The organism is Streptomyces sp. NPDC104581 (assembly GCF_055583685.1).
In genome coordinates, this window is the sequence record NZ_JBVJNN010000011.1 from 18,236 (window position 1) to 35,088 (window position 16,853).

The 16,853-nt window shown below is 70.6% G+C and carries 11 protein-coding genes; 8 read left to right on the plus strand and 3 right to left on the minus strand.

What is annotated here, in order from left to right:
• Positions 1-184 precede the first annotated feature (184 nt).
• Entirely contained in the window at positions 185-679 is a 495-nt protein-coding gene (locus ACZ61E_RS11755) for a GbsR/MarR family transcriptional regulator (RefSeq protein ID WP_469699419.1), read from the plus strand.
• 251 nt (positions 680-930) lie between these two features.
• Here ACZ61E_RS11755 and ACZ61E_RS11760 read toward each other — a convergent pair whose 3' ends face one another.
• Together ACZ61E_RS11760 and ACZ61E_RS11765 are read right to left on the minus strand one after the other, a co-directional pair.
• Positions 931-2,553 carry an ABC transporter permease gene (locus tag ACZ61E_RS11760; protein WP_469699420.1) on the minus strand — a complete coding sequence of 541 codons (1,623 nt, stop codon included), beginning with the start codon at positions 2,551-2,553 and terminating at the stop codon, positions 931-933.
• The gene (locus ACZ61E_RS11765) at positions 2,550-3,467 is read right to left on the minus strand and encodes an ABC transporter ATP-binding protein (protein WP_187280319.1); all 918 of its coding nucleotides are present in this window, start codon (positions 3,465-3,467) and stop codon (positions 2,550-2,552) included. Before ACZ61E_RS11765 ends, ACZ61E_RS11760 begins: the two co-directional genes overlap by 4 nt.
• Before the next feature lie 499 nt (positions 3,468-3,966).
• Here ACZ61E_RS11765 and ACZ61E_RS11770 point away from each other — a divergent pair, with 499 nt between their 5' ends.
• The 7 genes from ACZ61E_RS11770 (at position 3,967) to ACZ61E_RS11800 (ending at position 15,982) form a co-directional block, all read left to right on the plus strand.
• The gene (locus ACZ61E_RS11770) at positions 3,967-4,737 is read left to right on the plus strand and encodes an AfsR/SARP family transcriptional regulator (RefSeq protein ID WP_469699421.1); all 771 of its coding nucleotides are present in this window, start codon (positions 3,967-3,969) and stop codon (positions 4,735-4,737) included.
• A gap of 379 nt (positions 4,738-5,116) precedes the next feature.
• Entirely contained in the window at positions 5,117-6,001 is an 885-nt protein-coding gene (gene scoE, locus ACZ61E_RS11775; protein WP_469699422.1) for a (3R)-3-[(carboxymethyl)amino]fatty acid oxygenase/decarboxylase, read from the plus strand.
• 9 nt (positions 6,002-6,010) lie between these two features.
• Positions 6,011-6,553: an FcoT family thioesterase gene (locus tag ACZ61E_RS11780; protein ID WP_469699423.1), complete on the plus strand. Its 543-nt coding sequence runs from the start codon at positions 6,011-6,013 to the stop codon at positions 6,551-6,553.
• A gap of 73 nt (positions 6,554-6,626) precedes the next feature.
• Entirely contained in the window at positions 6,627-12,929 is a 6,303-nt protein-coding gene (locus tag ACZ61E_RS11785; RefSeq protein WP_469699424.1) for a type I polyketide synthase, read from the plus strand.
• Entirely contained in the window at positions 12,926-14,488 is a 1,563-nt protein-coding gene (locus tag ACZ61E_RS11790; protein ID WP_469699425.1) for a long-chain-fatty-acid--CoA ligase, read from the plus strand. The genes ACZ61E_RS11785 and ACZ61E_RS11790 overlap by 4 nt, the downstream gene beginning before the upstream one ends.
• 13 nt (positions 14,489-14,501) lie before the next feature.
• Positions 14,502-15,782: a cytochrome P450 gene (locus ACZ61E_RS11795; RefSeq protein ID WP_469699426.1), complete on the plus strand. Its 1,281-nt coding sequence runs from the start codon at positions 14,502-14,504 to the stop codon at positions 15,780-15,782.
• On the plus strand, positions 15,779-15,982 hold the full coding sequence (locus ACZ61E_RS11800) for a ferredoxin (RefSeq protein ID WP_469699427.1): 204 nt from the start codon (positions 15,779-15,781) through the stop codon (positions 15,980-15,982). The genes ACZ61E_RS11795 and ACZ61E_RS11800 overlap by 4 nt, the downstream gene beginning before the upstream one ends.
• 63 nt (positions 15,983-16,045) lie before the next feature.
• Here ACZ61E_RS11800 and ACZ61E_RS11805 read toward each other — a convergent pair whose 3' ends face one another.
• A complete protein-coding gene (locus tag ACZ61E_RS11805) occupies positions 16,046-16,813 on the minus strand; it encodes a thioesterase II family protein (protein WP_469699428.1) in 768 nt (255 codons plus the stop codon).
• Positions 16,814-16,853: the final 40 nt, after the last annotated feature.

The following is a 16,853-nucleotide window of genomic DNA, read 5'->3' on the forward strand; positions in this document are numbered from 1 at the left end:
GCCCGGCTGTCCGCTAGATGCTCGGTACCTCGGCTAAAGGCTCTCTTACCAAGACCTTTGGCCGACGAAGGTAGTGATCCTAAACGAAAGTGGATCACCTATACTTTTCAAGGATTCATGAAGTTCTAGCAGATAGTGGATTATGGTACGAGGTACCGACAAGAGAGGACGAAATATGCCGGCCTTGCCCGATACCGAGGCGACCCAGGACGCGGCGGTCGCCCAATTCGTCGAGCGTTTCGCGTTGAGCCTGTCCGCGTTCGCGTTCCCGCGTATGGCCGCCCGTGTGTTCGTGGCGGTGCTCATCTCCGAGAAGGGCCGTCTGACCTCCCGTGAGCTCGCCGACACCCTTCAGGTGAGCCTGGCCGCCGTCTCGCAGTCGGTGCAGTACCTCCAGCAGGTGGGGCTCATCTCCAAGGACCGCGAGCCCGGTCAGCGGCGCGACAACTACCGCCTGCACGACGAGGGCTGGTACGAGATGTTCGCCCGCAGGGACGAGGCGTTCCTTCAGATGGAAGACCTGCTCGCGGCCGGTTCCGACGCGCTGGGCCCGGACTCCTCGGGTGCGCAGCGGCTGGACGAGACGCGCAGGTTCATGGAGTTCGTCAGGACCGAGGTCGCTGACATGCTGCGCCGCTGGCAGGAGTCCAGTGGCCGGCACGGGGTGACGGAGAAGTAGCGTCCTCCTCTCCCACTCCGGAGTGCGCCGGGGTGGGAGCGCGTATCGCCGGAGTCGCGAGGCCGACTCCCTTTCAACCCGGCCGTGTTGTTCCCGGCCCGCCGCCTCCCCCTCCCCCCGCTGTGACTGCCGAACAGGGGTACCCCCTGCCGCGGTTCGCCATGCCTTGAGGGGGGTACCCCTCTCCGCCGTCCCGCGCCGGAGGGCCGGACCGCCGTGGACGGTCCGGCCCTCCGGTGCGACCCGGGCGGTCAGATGCTCAGGTTGCGCCGCCGGAAGAGCGCGGCGCCACCGGCCATGAGCAGGGCCGCGATGACCAGCAGGACCAGTACGGGCCCGGCGGCGAACTCCGCGGAGGGCATCTGCGGGACATGGCTGTACGGCGAGATGTCCAGCACCGCTTCCGGAAGGTCCAGCGCGGCGCCCACCTGACCGATCAGCAGACAGATCGCGAAGACGGCCCACGGCAGTACCACCGACAGCCGCGGCAGCATCCCGAAGACGGCGACGGTGACACCGGCCAGGACCAGTACGGCGGGCAGCCGTACCAGCGCGGCGGCGGTGAGATCGCCGATCCCGCCACCGATGTCGCCGGCGGCGATGCCGTAGCCGAGCCCGGCGCTCAGCCCGCTGAGCAGGGTGAGGAGCACTATGCCGATGACGGCGCAGGCGATCTGGCTGATCAGCCACTGGTACCGGCTGACTGCGGTGGAGAGCAGGGATTCGAGGCCGCCCGTGGTCTCCTCGGAGCGCATCCGGTTGAGCAGCTGCACCGCGTAGGCACCGATGGCCAGGCCCAGGAGTCCGACGGTCGCCGAGAGATAGGAGTCCACCAGCGAGCCGGCGCCGCCCAACTGTTCGACGATCTCGGCCGTGCGGTCGCTGTCACCGACGAGGTCGTTGATCTCGTCTCCGACGGCTCCGAAGGAGAAGCCCATGATCACGACGCCCGCGGCCCAGCCGATCAGGGCACCGCGCTGGAGCCGCCAGGCCAGGCCGAACGGGCTGAGCAGGGACGGTGCGGCGCTCGGCGGACCGAGCTTGACGGCCCGCAGGCCCATGCCCACGTCCCGCACCTTGGTCAGCGCGAAGGCAGCGCCGACCAGGCCGGCGAAGGCGGCGAGCGGCAGGATCAGCACCCACCACGCGTTGTCGTCGTAGGGGCGGATCTGCTGGCCCCAGCCGATCGGCGACAGCCAGGACGGCCAGGAGCTCGACACGCGGGTGCTGTTCTCGCTGAGCGTGCCGGCGGCGTCGCCGACCGCGCGCAGCAGGAACGCGAGTCCGAGGAAGGCGGCGGCGGCGCCGTTCGCGGCGCGTGAGCTCTCCCAGATCTGCGCGGTCACGGCGGCGACACCGGCGAAGGCGATGCCGACCGCGCCGATGGCGGCGCCGGCGGCGAGGGAGCCGCCCGCCGACAGTCCGCTGCCGATCAGCGTCACGGTGGTGACGAGCGCCAGCACCACGTTGGCCAGTACGGCGAGGATGAGCGCGGCGGTAAGGGCGGCGTGCCGGCCGACGACGGAGGAGCCGATCAGCTCGGCCCGGCCGGTCTCCTCGTTCTGCCGGGTGTGCCGTACGACGGCCAGTGAGCTCATCAGTGCGGCGGCGACCAGGACGAGCAGCAGCGCCTGCGTCATCGCGGTGGCGCCTTCGCTGGTACCGGAGACCAGGCCGTTGAAGACCAGGGCGACGGCGTTCTCGGCCGCGGCCTGCTGGGCGCTGACGCGTTCCTGTTCGTTCGCGTACAGGCTGATGACACCGGAGACCGTCGACGACGTGACGAGCGTCAGGGCGACGATCCACACCGGCAGTTGGATGCGGTCGCGGCGCAGCGCGAGCCGTAGCAGGTTTCCCGTTCCGGTGAAGCTCACAGCTTGGCTCCGACCTCTGACCTCTGACCGGGCAGCTCGTCGCCGTAGTGCCGCAGGAAGAGCTCTTCCAGGGTGGGCGGCGTACTGGTGAGGGAGCGGACCCCGTACTGGGTGACGTGGCGCAGCACCGCGTCGAGGTGGCTGGTGTCGACGTCGAAGTGCACACCGTCGTGGTCGCTCTTGAGGTCGTGCACGCCCGCCAGCCCCTCCAGGCCGTCGAGTTCACGCTCGGTCTGTACGGAGATGGTCATCCGGGTGAGGTGGCGCAGCTCGCTCATGGTGCCCGACTCCACGGTGCGGCCGTCGCGGATGATGCTCACCCGGTCGCACAGCACCTCGGCCTCGGCCAGGATGTGACTGGAGAGGAGGACGGTCTTCCCGGCGTTCTTGATCTCCAGGACGCTCTCCTGGAAGACGGACTCCATGAGCGGGTCGAGGCCCGAGGTGGGCTCGTCGAAGATGAACAGCTCGACGTCCGAGGCCAGCGCGGCGACGAGGGCCACCTTCTGGCGGTTCCCCTTGGAGTAGGTGCGGAACTTCTTCGTCGGATCGAGCTTGAACCGCTCCAGCAGCTCGTCACGGCGGCCCTTGTCGATCCCGCCGCGCAACTTGCCGAGCAGATCGATGGATTCACCGCCCGACAGGTTCGGCCAGAGGTTCACGTCTCCGGGCACATAGGCGAGTCTGCGGTGCAGTCCGACCGCGTCGGCCCAGGGGTCGCCCTCAAGCAGTTCGGTGGTGCCGGAGTCGGCCCGCAGCAGACCCAGCAGGATGCGGATCGTCGTGGACTTGCCCGCGCCGTTCGGGCCGAGGAGGCCGTGCACCTCCCCTCTGGCAACTGTCAGGTCCAGCCCGTCGAGTGCTCGCACCGGACCAAACGTCTTCACCAGGTTCGACACATGAATGGAGTTCATCACTCTCAACATATATCAAACATCAGCGAATTTGTGAAATGTGTGAGTGCTGGCAACTACCAGTCGTATCAACGGAGTTACCCCGCCCCGGGCAGCCGACACCGGGAGAGGCGGGCCGGCGGAGCTCCGGGCCCCGCCCCACGCTCCTTCCCCGCACCCGTCCCCCGTGCCGTGCCGGGCACCCCCCGGCCCCCGGCACGGCACGGGTTCAGGACCCTGAAACATACGCGTAACAAGGCTGACGGACAGTCACGATCCTTAAGGGGGCCTTGGGCCCGACTAGGGGCGGGGGTAGGGGTTATGAGCGCGCCTTCCCGTCTCCTAGTGTCCTTCTCGCCACACCCCCTCACCGTGCGAAACGGAGCCGGGGTGTGCGCCGCCTCGACTGTCCTGGGGCGAAGACACACGGGGGAGTTGGTCGAGTGCCGTGGGCGATGACGCCCACGGCACTCGGCCGACGCCGTCATCTCAGGAAGCGATCAATCAGGAAGAGGCTCGTATGAAGTACGAGATACTTGGGCCACTGCGAGTGACTGACGAAAACGGCAGTTACTTCATCAACGCCAGGAAAATGCAGGTCCTGCTCACCCTGCTGCTCATCAGGGCGAAGCAGGTCGTTTCGATAGACGAGGCGATCACGGAGATCTGGGGCACCAATCCACCACGCCGGGCCACCGCCGGCATCCATGTGTACATCTCGCAGCTGCGGAAGTTCCTGACCCGGCCCGACCGGGCGGAGAGCCCCATCCTGACCCAGCCTCCCGGCTACATCCTGAACCTCGGCGACGACGAGATCGACGTCCACCAGTTCCAGGCGCTGATGCACCAGGGCCGCGAATCCATGAAGGCCAGTCAGTACACCGACGCCTCGGCCTCCTTCGAGAGCGCGCTCGCCCTGTGGCGGGGCCCCGTGCTGGGTGAGCTCCACGGCGGACCGGCCCTGGAGGGATTCACCGCCTGGACCCACGAGACCCGGCTGGAGTGCACCGAGCTGCTCGTGGAGGCCCAGCTCAGTCTCGGCCGCCACCTCGAACTGGTGGGCCGTCTCTACTCGCTGACGGCCGAACACCCCCTGCGGGAAGCGTTCTACCGTCAGCTCATGCTCGCCCTCAGCCGCTCCGAGCGGCAGGCCGACGCGCTGCGCGTCTACCAGCACGCACGGAACATCCTCAACGAGGAACTGGGCCTGGAGCCCTGCCGGGCCCTGCGCGAGATGCAGCGGGCGATCCTCGTCAACGACGAGCGGCTCGAAATCGCCACCGCGGCGTGACCGACACGGCCCTTGAGAGGACGCCGCGGGGACCGCGGCGTCGCTCGACGGCACCGTACGGGCCCGCGGGCCCGTAGAGATCGGCTCGGCGCGGGCCGGATCACCCGGACACCGGGGGTCCGGCCCGAGCAGCGTCCGGGGGAAGCACCACATCGCCCGGGCACCCGGGCCGGCACCGCCCGGAACGGGCGACCGCGGCCGGGCCGGTTCACCACCGGATCGCACCGGCTCCCGCCTTCGTGCACCGGCTCGCCCCCCTCTCCGCCCCCTATACCGACGGCGGACCCCCCTAACCGAGCGCCCGAGGCTGTCGTCCCGCACAGGCGCCTCTTAGATTTCCGGCATATTTCACATCCCGAACCCGGCAAGCAGGTTACCCATGATCACCATCCCGCAGGAAGACGCACGCATCGGTGTCCATGTGGACGAATTCGATGCCATGACCGCTGCGGCGGAAGATCTGACCGCACTCAAACAACTCGTCTACACCGACCGGATCGTGGTCCTCCGCAACCAGCGTCTGTCGCCTGCCCAGTTCGTGGAATTCGGTAGGCGGCTCGGCGAGGTGGAGACCTATTACCAGCCGATGTACCACCACCCCGAGCACAAGGAAATCTTCGTCTCCTCGAACGTGAAGGAGGACGGGGCCCAGGTCGGGGTGCCGCAGACCGGGAAATTCTGGCACCACGACTACTCGTTCATGCCGCGCCCTTTCGGACTGACGCTGATATACCCGCAAGTCGTGCCACAGCGGCACCGCGGCACGTATTTCATCGACATGGCGCGGGCCTACGAGAACCTGCCCGCCGAACTGAAGGCGGAGATCCGCGGCAGCCGCGGTCTGAACAGCGTGCGCCGCTACTTCAAGATCCGGCCCACCGATGTCTACCGCCCGATCTCCGAGGTCCTCGCCGAGATCGAGTCGGTCACACCGGCCGCCGCGCACCCCACCGTCTTCACCCACCCGGTCACCGGTGAGCAGGTGCTCTACATCAGCGAGGCCGTCACCTACCGGCTGGAGGACGCCGCCGGCGACGAACTCAGGCAGGGCCTGCTGGACGAGCTGTTCGCGGCGTGCGGCCAGGCCGACACCACGTTCACGCACGACAACATCCACCTCCAGACCTTCGAGAAGGGCGACCTGCTCCTGTGGGACAACCGGAGTCTGGTCCACCGGGCCCTGCACACGGTGAACCCGGAGCCGACCGTCTCCTTCCGGGTGACCGTGCACGACGAGTACGACTTCTATCCCGGCATCGGCTGAGGGGGCGACGTGCAGTTCGGCCATGACGAGGACCTGCTGGAGCGAACGCTGCGGGTGTACAAACCCCACTGCCGGTATCTGACCTCGACGGTCGTGACGGCCAAGGGCGACCCCGCGGACCAAGGCGGACAGGTCGGCGTGCGCGGCCGATTCCATATCCCGGAGTCCTGCTACATCGACGACACCGGCCACTTCAACGCGGTCGAGTTCAACCTCTGCTTCAACCAGATGATCTATTTCATCATGGCCAAGGCGGTCAAGGAGCGGCTGGTCCGCGCCTTCGCCGACTGGACCATGGAGGACTACTGGACGCGGCAGCTCCCCGACATGTTCATCGTCGATTTCCGCAGCACGTTCCGCCGCGCCATGCGCGGCCGGCACTTCTGGGGTGAGCTCGACATCGTGGATGTCGTCCAACGCGACGGCGGGAACGGCCGGTTGCTGATCCTGCACACCACCTGCCGGTACGGCGAGGACGAGAAGACGGCCTCCCACGGCACCGTACGCCTCGCCCTGAAGAACCCGCGCCCGGCCGTCGCGGCCCCCGCGTGACCCCGTACTCCCGTCAGCAGCCCACTCAGCCGCCCGGCCCCTCCGGCCGTCCGGCCGACCGGAGGTAGGAGCCTTGCCCACCACCTACGACGAGCCTGTCGCCATTGTCGGTATCGGGCTGCGGCTGCCCGGCGCCAACGACACACCGGACGGACTCACCGAATTCCTGCGTGCCGGACGGTCCGGTCTGGGGCCGATACCCACCGACCGCTGGGACCCCGAGGGCCTGACGTCCGACGACCCCGAGGCCAAGGGCACCATGCGGTGCGCACAGGGCGGATTCCTCGACAGACCGGACCACTTCGACGCGAAGTTCTACAACGTCTCGCCGAAGGAGGCCGACTACATCGACCCCCAGCAGCGGCTCGCCCTGGAGGTCGCCTGGGAGGCCCTGGAGGACGCGGGCATCGACCCCACCGGGCTGCGCCACGGTGACGGCGCCGTCTATGTCGCCGTCAGCAACATGGACTACGCCGCCGAGATGATGGCGCTGCCCGTGGCGGAACTGAACGGCTACATCGGCACCGGCATGGCGCACAGCGCGGTCTCCGGCCGCATCTCCTACTTCCTCGGGTGGCGCGGCCCCAGCATCACCGTGGACACCGCCTGTTCCGCGTCCCTGGTCGCCGTCCACCTCGCGGCGCGGGCGCTTCGCTCGGGCGAGTGCGGCATCGCACTGGCCGGTGGCGTCAACACGATCCACAGCCCGCGCGGGCACATCATCGCCTCGCAGTCGAAGATGCTCGCCCCCGACGGGATCTGCAAGACGTTCGACGACTCCGCCGACGGCTACTGCCGCAGTGAGGGCGGGGCGATGATCGCCCTGAAACGGCTCTCCGACGCCCGGCGGGACGGCGACCGTGTCTACGCCGTGGTCCGGGGCTCCGCCGTCGGCCAGGACGGTGAGAGCAGCGCGCTGATGGTGCCCAACGGGGCCGCCCAGGAGAGCGTCATGCGCCGGGCGATCGACAGCGCGGGGCTCACCCCCTCCGACATCTCCTACGTCGAGGCCCACGGAACGGGCACCTCGCTCGGCGACCCCATCGAAATGGGCGCCATCAGCTCCGTGTTCGGCCGGTCGCACTCCCCCGGCGCCCCCGTGACCGTCGCCTCCCTCAAGACCAACCTGGGGCACATGGAGGCCGCCGCGGGCATCGGCGGGCTCGTCAAGACCGCGCTCCAACTCCGGGAAGCCACCATCTTCCCGCATCTGAACTTCACCACCCCCTCCCGGCAGATCCCTTGGGACACGGCCCCGGTGACCGTGCCGACGACGCTGCGGCCCTGGAAGGCGCCGACCCGTCGCGGCGTGGTCAACTCCTTCGGCTTCGCGGGCACCATCTCCTCGGTCGTCCTGGAGGAGGCACCGGCCGAGCCGCCCGCGGAGGAGGACGAGGAGGACACCGGACGCGCGGCGCCCGAGGGGCCGCATGTCCTCGCGCTGTCCGCGAAGACCGCTCCGGCGCTCCGGGGCCAGATCCAGCGCTATCAGGAACTGCTCGCCGACCACCCGGAGCTGGACGTCGGCGAGCTGTGCGCCGCCGCCGGTGTCGGCCGGGCGCATTTCCCGCTGCGCGTCGCTGGAGTGGTGCGTGACCAGGACGACGTGGCCCGGCTGCTCGACCGGAGCCGTACCCGCGCCACCCGGACCGGCAGGAACCCCGACACCGCGAAGGTCGCCTTCCTCTTCTCCGGCGGCGGTTCGCAGTACGTGGGCATGGGGCGCCCGCTGTACGAGCGGTTCGAGGTGTTCCGGGACCGGCTCGACACCTGCGACCGGCTGTTCTCCCCCCATCTGGGCCGGTCCTTGCGGGACATGGTCCTCGGTGACGCCGGCGACGCTGAACTCATCCACGAGATCCGCTACATGCAGCCGGCGCTGTTCTCGCTGGAGTACGCGGTCGCGGAGCTGTGGATGTCCTGGGGCATCACCCCGTCCGTCGTGGCGGGCCACAGCATCGGCGAGATCGTGGCCGCCACCGTCGCCGGGGTCTTCTCGCTGGAGGACGCCGTCACCCTGATGGCGGCGCGCGGTGAGCTGATGCACGAGTCACCGCCGGGAGCCATGGCCGCCGTCGAGGCCACCACCGACGAGGTCGCCCCGCTGCTCGCCGAGCGCCCCGACCTCTCGCTCGCCGCCGTCAACGGCACGAACCAGATCGTGATCTCCGGGGGCGAGGAGTCCCTCGCGCGGGTCGTCGAGGTCCTCGGGGAGCGCGGGATCAGGACCAAGCGCCTCGCGGTCTCCTGCGCCTCGCACTCCCCGCTGATGGCCGGGGCCGCCGAGCGGCTCCGCGAGGTCGTCGCCGGACTCACCTTCCACGAGCCGCGGTTCACCCTGGTGTCCAATCTGACGGGAGCGGTCGCGGCGCCCGGCGAACTCGCCTCCGCCGACTTCTGGGCCCGTCACCTCCTCGAACCGGTGATGTTCGCGGACGGTCTGCGCGCCGTCGCGGCCCGGGGGCGGCACGCCTTCGTCGAGATCGGCCCGGCCACCGAGCTGATCGGCATGGGCAAGCAGTGTCTGCCCGCCGACGAACACCTCTGGCTGAGCAGCCTGCACTCCGAGGACACCGACGCCACCGTCGTACGGCAGTCCCTCGCGCAGCTGTACGTGAGCGGGGCGCCGGTCGACTGGGCGGCGCACCACGGTCGCCCGCGGCGAGTGATGACCCTGCCCACCTACGCGTTCGACCGCAAGCGGCACTGGCTCCCGGAGGCCGCCGCCGCGCCGTTGCGCACGGGCGGCGACACTCACCCCCTGCTGGGGCGGGAGATCAGTACCGACGAACAACGCGCGGCCGGTACACGGGAGTTCGCGTCCCGGCTGGGCGCCGGACAGCCCGCGTACCTGGCCGACCACAAGGTGATGGGCAAGGTCGTCTTCCCGGGGGCCGGCTATCTGGAGATGCTGCTGGCCCTCCAGGACGCCGTCCACGGCGAGAGCGGCCTGCCGATGACCGGTGTGACGATCCATGAGGCGCTGTTCCTCGACGAGACCGCGGCCACCGAGGTCCGTACCCGGCTGTACACGCGGGAGGACGGCACGGCCGGGGTCGACATCGTCAGTCTCGCCGAGCCGGAGGACGGGGACCGGTCCGCGCTGGAGAGGCTCCACGTCACCGCCACCATCGCCGTGGACGGGGACGCCGGGGGCGGGGAGCCGCTGGCGGCCACCGAGCGTGAACTGCGCGGCGCGTCCGACGCCGCGGGCCCACCGCGGACCGAGTACCGGTCGGACGACCTGTACGCGGAATTCGCCGAGTTGGGCGTCGACTACGGTCCGGGGTTCCGGGGCCTGGAACATGTCGGTCTCCACGGCCACGAGCTCGTGGTGGGCACGGTGCGCGGCGTCTCCGCCGCCCCCGCCGAGCTGCTGCCACCGGCCGTGCTGGACTGCGCGTTCCAGACCCTCGCCGCGCTGTCGCGGGAGGGGGACGCGGTCGCCATGCCGGTCGGCTTCCGCCGCTGCCGGCTGCTGCGGAAGCCGCGCGGCGCCGCACTGCGCAGCGTGCTGCGCCGCGCCCCGGTCACGGACCCGGACGACCTGCCCCGCGCGGATCTGCTGATCCTGGACGGGGACCGCGCCGTCTTCGTACTGGAGGGCCTGGCGCTGCGCCGGGTGGCGAACGCGGCTCCCGACCGGGAGCGGATGTACTCCGAGGTGCGCTGGGTGAAGCGGTCCCTGCGTTCGGAGAACCGCGAGCCGCGCCGTGTGCTGCTCGTCGGTGCCGGACCGGAGGGCCTCGCCGGACTCGCCGAGGCCGCCGCCGGGCAGAACGCCGAGCTGACGGTCGCGGCCGACGCGGCGCAGGCCCTGCCGCTGCTGGCGGAGCGGCCCACCGACGTGTGCTGGTTCTGGCGCGGTACCGGCTCCGTGCCGGACGGCGGGGACGGGGACGCGGCCGGGCTGCGGGCCGAGTGCGAACGCAACTACCGCGACCTGCTGGCCCTGCGGGACGGTCTGGACGCGGCGGGCTTCGGCGGTGGTCAGCGGCTCTGGCTGATCACCGAGGGCGGCCAGTGGGTGCCGGGCGACAGCGCCTGGGACACCGGGGTGCCCCCGGCGGCGGCGACGCTCTGGGGCTTCGGCCAGGTCATGTGGACGGAGTACCCGGCGTACCGGGTGACGCTGGTGGACCTGCCCGGCGGTGGGCACGATCTGAGCCGGCTGCCCGCGGAGTGGTCGGCGCCCGACTCGGCCGAGTACCAGATCGCCTACCGCTCCGGGCTGCGCCATGTGCGACGGGTGTACACCGGGACGGGCGGTCCGCGTACGGACGTCGAGCTGGTCATCAGGGAGTACGGGCGGCTCGACGGCGTCGTCCCGGTGCCGCTCCAGGATTCGCCCGCCCCCGAGGGGGACGAGATCCAGGTACGGGTCCACGCGGCGGGTCTCAACTTCAAGGACGTCCTCAACGTGCTCGGTCTGCACCGGGAGCACGCGAGGGCGTCCGGACTGGACGACACGGCGCTGCCGCTCGGTCTGGAGTGCGCCGGTGTGGTGACGGCGGTCGGTCCGGACGCGGAGTTCTCCGTGGGTGACGAGGTCGTCCTCGCCCATCCGGGTTGCTTCAGGCAGCGGGTGACGTGCGCGTCAGCGATGGCGGCCCGGAAACCGGCGCATCTGTCGTTCGCCGAGGCGGCGGCCCTGCCCACCGCGTTCCTCACCGCCCACCACGGGCTGCACCACCTGGCCGGGATCAAACCGGGTGACCGGGTCCTGATCCACGCCGCCGCGGGCGGTGTCGGCCAGGCCGCGGTCCAGCTCGCGAAGCTGGCGGGAGCGGAGATCTTCGCCACGGCGAGCCCGCACAAGTGGCCGCTGCTGCGCTCCCAGGGTGTGACCCGGCTGGCGAGCTCGCGCACCCCGGACTTCGCCGACGAGATCCTCGCGGCGACCGGCGGGGCGGGCGTCGACATCGTCCTCAACAGCCTGGCCCAGGAGTTCATCGAGGAGAGCGTCCGGGCGCTGGCCGAGGGCGGCCGGTTCGTCGAACTGGGCACGATGAGTGCCTGGACCGCGCAGGAGATGAGCCGCGAACGGCCCGACGTGACGTACCACACGGTCGATTTCGGTGTCTATGACCCCGCTCAGGCCCAGCGGCTGGCCCGTGAGGTGCTCGGCGGTGTGATGAAGCGGGTGGACGGCCGCGAGCTGACGCCCCTTCCCACCACCGCGTACACCCTCGACGAGGTCGAGGAAGCCTTCAGTGTGCTCAGCAGGGGCGCCAACATCGGCAAGGTCGTCATCGGATTCGGCGAACCCGCCGCCGCGACGGCGGCCGACACCGCGGTCCGGCCCGACGAGACCTATCTGATCACCGGTGGCTTCGGCGCGCTCGGCCAAGTCGTGGCGGAGCGCCTCGTCCATCTGGGAGCCCGCCATGTGGCGCTCCTGGGGCGGCGCGCTCCGGCGCCCGAGGCACTGGACGCGCTCCGGGCGCGCCTCGGGCCCGGCATCGAGGTCACCCCCCTCACCGGGGACATCGGCGACCCGGCCGACGTCCGCCGGATCACGGAGACCCTCGGCGCTCTCCCCCGTCCCCTCGGCGGAGTCGTCCACGCGGCCGGCGTACTCGCCGACGCCCCGGTCGCGGCGCAGACGTGGGAGAGCGTCGACACGGTGTTCCGGTCGAAGGTGTACGGCAGTTGGCTGCTGCACCGGGCGACCGAGCACTTCCCTTCGTTGCGGTTCTTCGTCGGCTACTCGTCCGTGGCGTCGGTCGTCGGCTCGCGGGGACAGGCGAACTACGCGGCCGGGAACAGCTTCCTCGACACGCTGATGTGCCGGCGCCGCGCCGCGGCCCTGCCCGCCCTGAGCGTCAACTGGGGTGCCTGGGGCGACGTCGGGCTGGCCAGCGGGATGGAAGCGCGGCACATCGCGAACGTGGAGGACCAGGGCTTCTCGTTCTTCGGGCCCACCGTCGGCATCCGCGCCCTGTTCCGTGTCCTGGACCGGCCCGCCGCCCAGGTCGTCATCGCCGAGGTCGACTGGGACCGGTACTCCGCGACCCGGCCGCAGCCGAACGCCCTCTACTTCCAGGTGGGTCGCCGTACCGCGGACGTCACGGTCCATGTCGATCCGCAGGTGCTGCTGGCACTGCCGCGCGGTGAGCGTTTGGAGGCGGTGTCCGAGGTGCTGCGGGGAGCCATCGCGGATCTGCTGCACTTCGACGGCGCCGACGACGTCCCGCCGGACGCGCGGTTCTTCGAGGTGGGCCTGGACTCCCTGGCCGCGGTCGAGCTGAAGAACCGGCTGGAGCTCCAGTTCCGCGTCCCGCTGTCCACGTCGAGCGTCTTCGACCACCCGTCCGTGGCCCTGCTCACCGAGTTCATCGAGCAGCGGCTGACCACACCGGAGGAGACGCGATGAACGCCCCGGACGCCGAACGGCCCGCCGTGCGGAGGTTTCCCACCCTCACGGCCACCGCGGCCCACCACGCCGAGACGCGCCCCGACCGGGTCGCCGTGCGGTGCGGGGACAGGGAGGTGACGTTCCTGGAGCTGTACCGCCGCGGCAACCGGACGGCGCACGCGCTGCTGGCCGATGGACTCGCCCCCGGCAGCCGAGTGGCGTACCTGGCCAAGGACACCGAGCACTACTACGACCTGCTGCTCGCGTGCGCCGCCGCCGGCACCGTCCTGGTCCCGGTGGACCCCCGGCTGACACCCGGTGAGATCGAGCACGTGCTGCGCGACTCGGGAACCGAACTCCTCGTCACCGAGGAGGAGAAGCTGCCGGTGGTCGGGGGCCTGGAGCTGGGCGCCCTGCGTACGGTGCTGACGCTCGACGACGACGGGGCACGGCCCGGCGGGTTCCTCCGGTGGAAGGCCGAGCGGCCGGACACCCCGCCCGGCGCACCCGCCGGCTCACGACGACCACTGGCCCAGATGTACACCAGCGGCACCACCGGCAGGCCCAAGGGTGTGGTGCTCGGCCAGCACACCTTCTGGGCGGTGAACGACCTGCTGGCCAGGCACGGGCTCGACTGGATCGACTGGCGGGAGGAGGACCGCCTCCTCCAGGTACTGCCCGGTCACCACATCGGTGGTCCCTGGTGGTTCATGCAGGGCTTCCGGGCGGGCGCCGCGCATGTCGTGGCCCAGGGGTTCGACGCCGCGCGCACCCTCGCGCTGATCGCCGAAGGCGGGATCACCACCACGCTGGTGGTGCCGTCCATGCTGCGCATCCTGCTCTCCGAACCGGGGGTGGGACCGGAGCACTTCGCGGGTCTGCGGAAGGTCGTCTACGGGGGCGCGCCGATCCCCGAGCCGCTGCTCGAACAGTGCCTGTCCGTGATGGGCTGCGAGTTCGCGCAGATCTACGGTCTCACCGAGACCTGTGCCTCCGCGGTCTGTCTGCCCCCGGCCGACCACGTACCGGGAAATCCGCGGCTCAAGGCGGTGGGCCGCCCCTACCCGGGGGTCGCCGTGGAGGCCGTCGACCGGTCCGGGGAGCCGCTGCCGCCGGGCGGGGTCGGGGAGATCCGCATCGACACCCCGGCCGTCATGACCGGTTACTGGCAGCGGCCCGAGGAGACGGAACTCGCCCTGAACGACGGGTGGCTGCACACCGGTGACGCCGGCCATGTCGACGAGGACGGCTATGTCTACCTCCACGACCGCATCAAGGACGTCATCCTCGTCGCGGGCGAGAACGTCTACCCGGCCGAGGTGGAGAACGCGCTCAGCAAGCACCCGGCGGTCGCCGAGGCCGCGGTGGTCGCGACGCCCGACCAGGTACGCGGCGAGGCCGTGCGGGCCTGTGTCGTGGTGCGGGCGGGCGAGCGGCTCACCGCCCGTGAACTGATGCTGTTCCTGCGGGACCTGCTGGCCCCCTACAAGATCCCCACGGCCTACACCTTCGTGGACTCGCTGCCGCGCAACGCCGCGGGCAAGATCCTCCGCCGCGAGCTGCGCGACCGCTTCTAGAAAGAGAGTCTCCATGTCACGACCGACCGAAGAACTCCCGGCGCTGCCGACGCCCCGGCTGGACGAATGCCCCTTCGGGCCGGCGCCGGAGATGACGAAGCTGCGCGAGACCGACCCGGTGATCCGGGTCAGGTGCCCGACGGGCATCACCGCCTGGCTGATCACCCGGTACGCCGACGTCCGCGAGGTGCTCGGGGACTCGGAGCGGTTCAGCAGCCGCCCCGGGCAGGCGGCGCACGTCCTGGCCCACATGAACCCCGACCGCCCGGTGGGCGAGGGGGAGTTCACCCGGATGGACGGGCCCGCGTACCAGCGCTTCCGGCACCATCTGGGCCCGGAGATCGGTATGCCGAGACGGCTGCTGGAACTGCGCCCGGTCGTACGGCGGATCGTCGACGAGCGGATCGACGCGCTGGCGGCGGCCGGCCGGTCGGCGGAGTTCTACGGCGACTTGGCGGTCCCGGTCACCACCGCCACCATCGGCGGCCTGCTCGGTGTCCCGTACGCCGACCGGGGGCTGTTCCACGACGCGGCGGCGGCGATGTTCGGCTCGGCGACGAGCGAGACGGGCATCAGGGCGAGCACGGAGCCGCTCTTCCGGTATGTGCACGGGCTGGTCCAGGAGCGGCGGAGGAACCCGGGTGACGACGCGATCAGCCGGATGATCGGACGCAGCGCCGCGTCGGCGGAGCCGTTCTCCGACACCGAACTGGTCATGATGAGCGCCGGGTTGCTGATCAGCGGGTTCGACACAACGGCGACGACGCTGACCCATGGCCTGCTGGCCCTGCTGGTGGACTCCGGAAAGTCCGGGGAAGCCGGGGACTCCGGGGCGTCCCGGGAGTGGGACCGGCTGCGGGCCGACCCGTCGCTCCTGCCGGCCGCGGTCGAGGAGTTCGCCCGCTACTTCGGGGGCGCCGCCGGCCTGACCCGTGAGGTCACCGAGGACACGGAGATCGGCGGACAGCCGCTGGCCAAGGGCGATTACGTCGTGCTCGCCGTGCAGACCGCCGACCGTGACCCGGCGGTCTTCGAGCATCCGGAGCGCCTCGACATCGGCCGGTCCGCGCAGGGGCATCTGGGGTTCGGCTACGGGCCGCACCAGTGCGTCGGACAGCAGACCGCGCGTCTGGAGATGAGCGTGGTGCTGGAGACCCTGACCCGGCGGATCCCGTCGCTGCGCCTGGCGGTGGACCTCGCCGACATCCCGTTCAAGACGGGTACACCGGTGGTCGGCCCGGCCGCGCTGGCCGTGGAGTGGGACGCCGTCCTGCCGTCGGAGGAGGACCGATGACACTGCGGGTGAGGGTGGAGGCCGAGCGGTGCGTGGCCTCCGGCATGTGTGTGTTCAGCGCGCCGGAGGTCTTCGACCAGGACGAGCGGGACGGGGTGGTCGTGGTGCTGCGCGACGATCCGGACGACGACCAGTACGACGCGGTGCGGGCCGCGATCGGCAGCTGCCCCGCCCAGGTGATCTCCGTCGACGCGCCGTGACTCGGCGGTCCCGTCCGCGCCGGTGGGCGCCGGCGGGACCGCCGTTCGTGCCGTGGACCGCGGTCAGGCGGTGCCGGAGGTCAGTGCCCCGAGGCACTCGGCGACGTACGCCAGGGGCTTCTCGGGACCCGTGGTGAAGAAGAAGTGGCCGCCCTCGAAGACCCGCTTCTCGAAGGGTCCTTCGGTGTAGTGGGTCCAGGCGTCCGCCTCGACCGTGCTGACCTGCGGGTCGTTGTCGCCGGTGAGCGCGTGGACGGGGCAGGTCAGCTTCTCGCCCGGCTGGTAGCGGTAGGTCTCGGCCGCCCGGTAGTCGCTGCGCATGACGGGCAGGATCATGCGCACGATGTCCGGGTCGCGCAGCACCTCCACGTCCGTTCCGCTCAACTGGGCGACGTGCTCGATGAGTTCGGCGTCGGTGGACTTGTGCAGTCCCTCGTCCTTGACCTCCGCCGGGGCCCGGCGGCCGGACGCGAACAGCGCGAGTGGCTTCTCACCGGCCCGCTCCAGGCGCCGCGCGACCTCGAAGGCCAGCGTGGCGCCCATGCTGTGCCCGAAGAGGGCGGTCGGGATGTCCATCGTGCCCCGCAGCTCGGCCGTGACCGCGTCGGCGAGCTCCGTGATGCTGTCGATGCACGGGGTGCCGCGGCGGTCCTGCCGGCCGGGGTACTGGAGGACCAGTACGTCGGCCACGGACGACAGCGCGCGCGAGACCGGGAAGTAGTACGACGCCGATCCCCCGGCGTGCGGGAAGCACACCACCCTCACGCGGGGTTCCGGGACCGGGTGGAACCGTATGATCCACGGGCTGGTCGCCTCGGTGGCTCCTGCCATGACTGTTCTTTCCTTACCTCGTCGGTGGGTTGACGCGCCG

What these genes read in the sequence shown, in the direction of transcription:
- ACZ61E_RS11765 (WP_187280319.1), bottom strand. Translation starts at nt 3,467, where the DNA reads ATGAACTCCATTCATGTGTCGAACCTGGTGAAGACGTTTGGTCCGGTG.
- ACZ61E_RS11770 (WP_469699421.1), top strand. Translation starts at nt 3,967, where the DNA reads ATGAAGTACGAGATACTTGGGCCACTGCGAGTGACTGACGAAAACGGC.
- scoE (WP_469699422.1), top strand. Translation starts at nt 5,117, where the DNA reads ATGATCACCATCCCGCAGGAAGACGCACGCATCGGTGTCCATGTGGAC.
- ACZ61E_RS11790 (WP_469699425.1), top strand. Translation starts at nt 12,926, where the DNA reads ATGAACGCCCCGGACGCCGAACGGCCCGCCGTGCGGAGGTTTCCCACC.
- ACZ61E_RS11795 (WP_469699426.1), top strand. Translation starts at nt 14,502, where the DNA reads ATGTCACGACCGACCGAAGAACTCCCGGCGCTGCCGACGCCCCGGCTG.
- ACZ61E_RS11800 (WP_469699427.1), top strand. Translation starts at nt 15,779, where the DNA reads ATGACACTGCGGGTGAGGGTGGAGGCCGAGCGGTGCGTGGCCTCCGGC.
- ACZ61E_RS11805 (WP_469699428.1), bottom strand. Translation starts at nt 16,813, where the DNA reads ATGGCAGGAGCCACCGAGGCGACCAGCCCGTGGATCATACGGTTCCAC.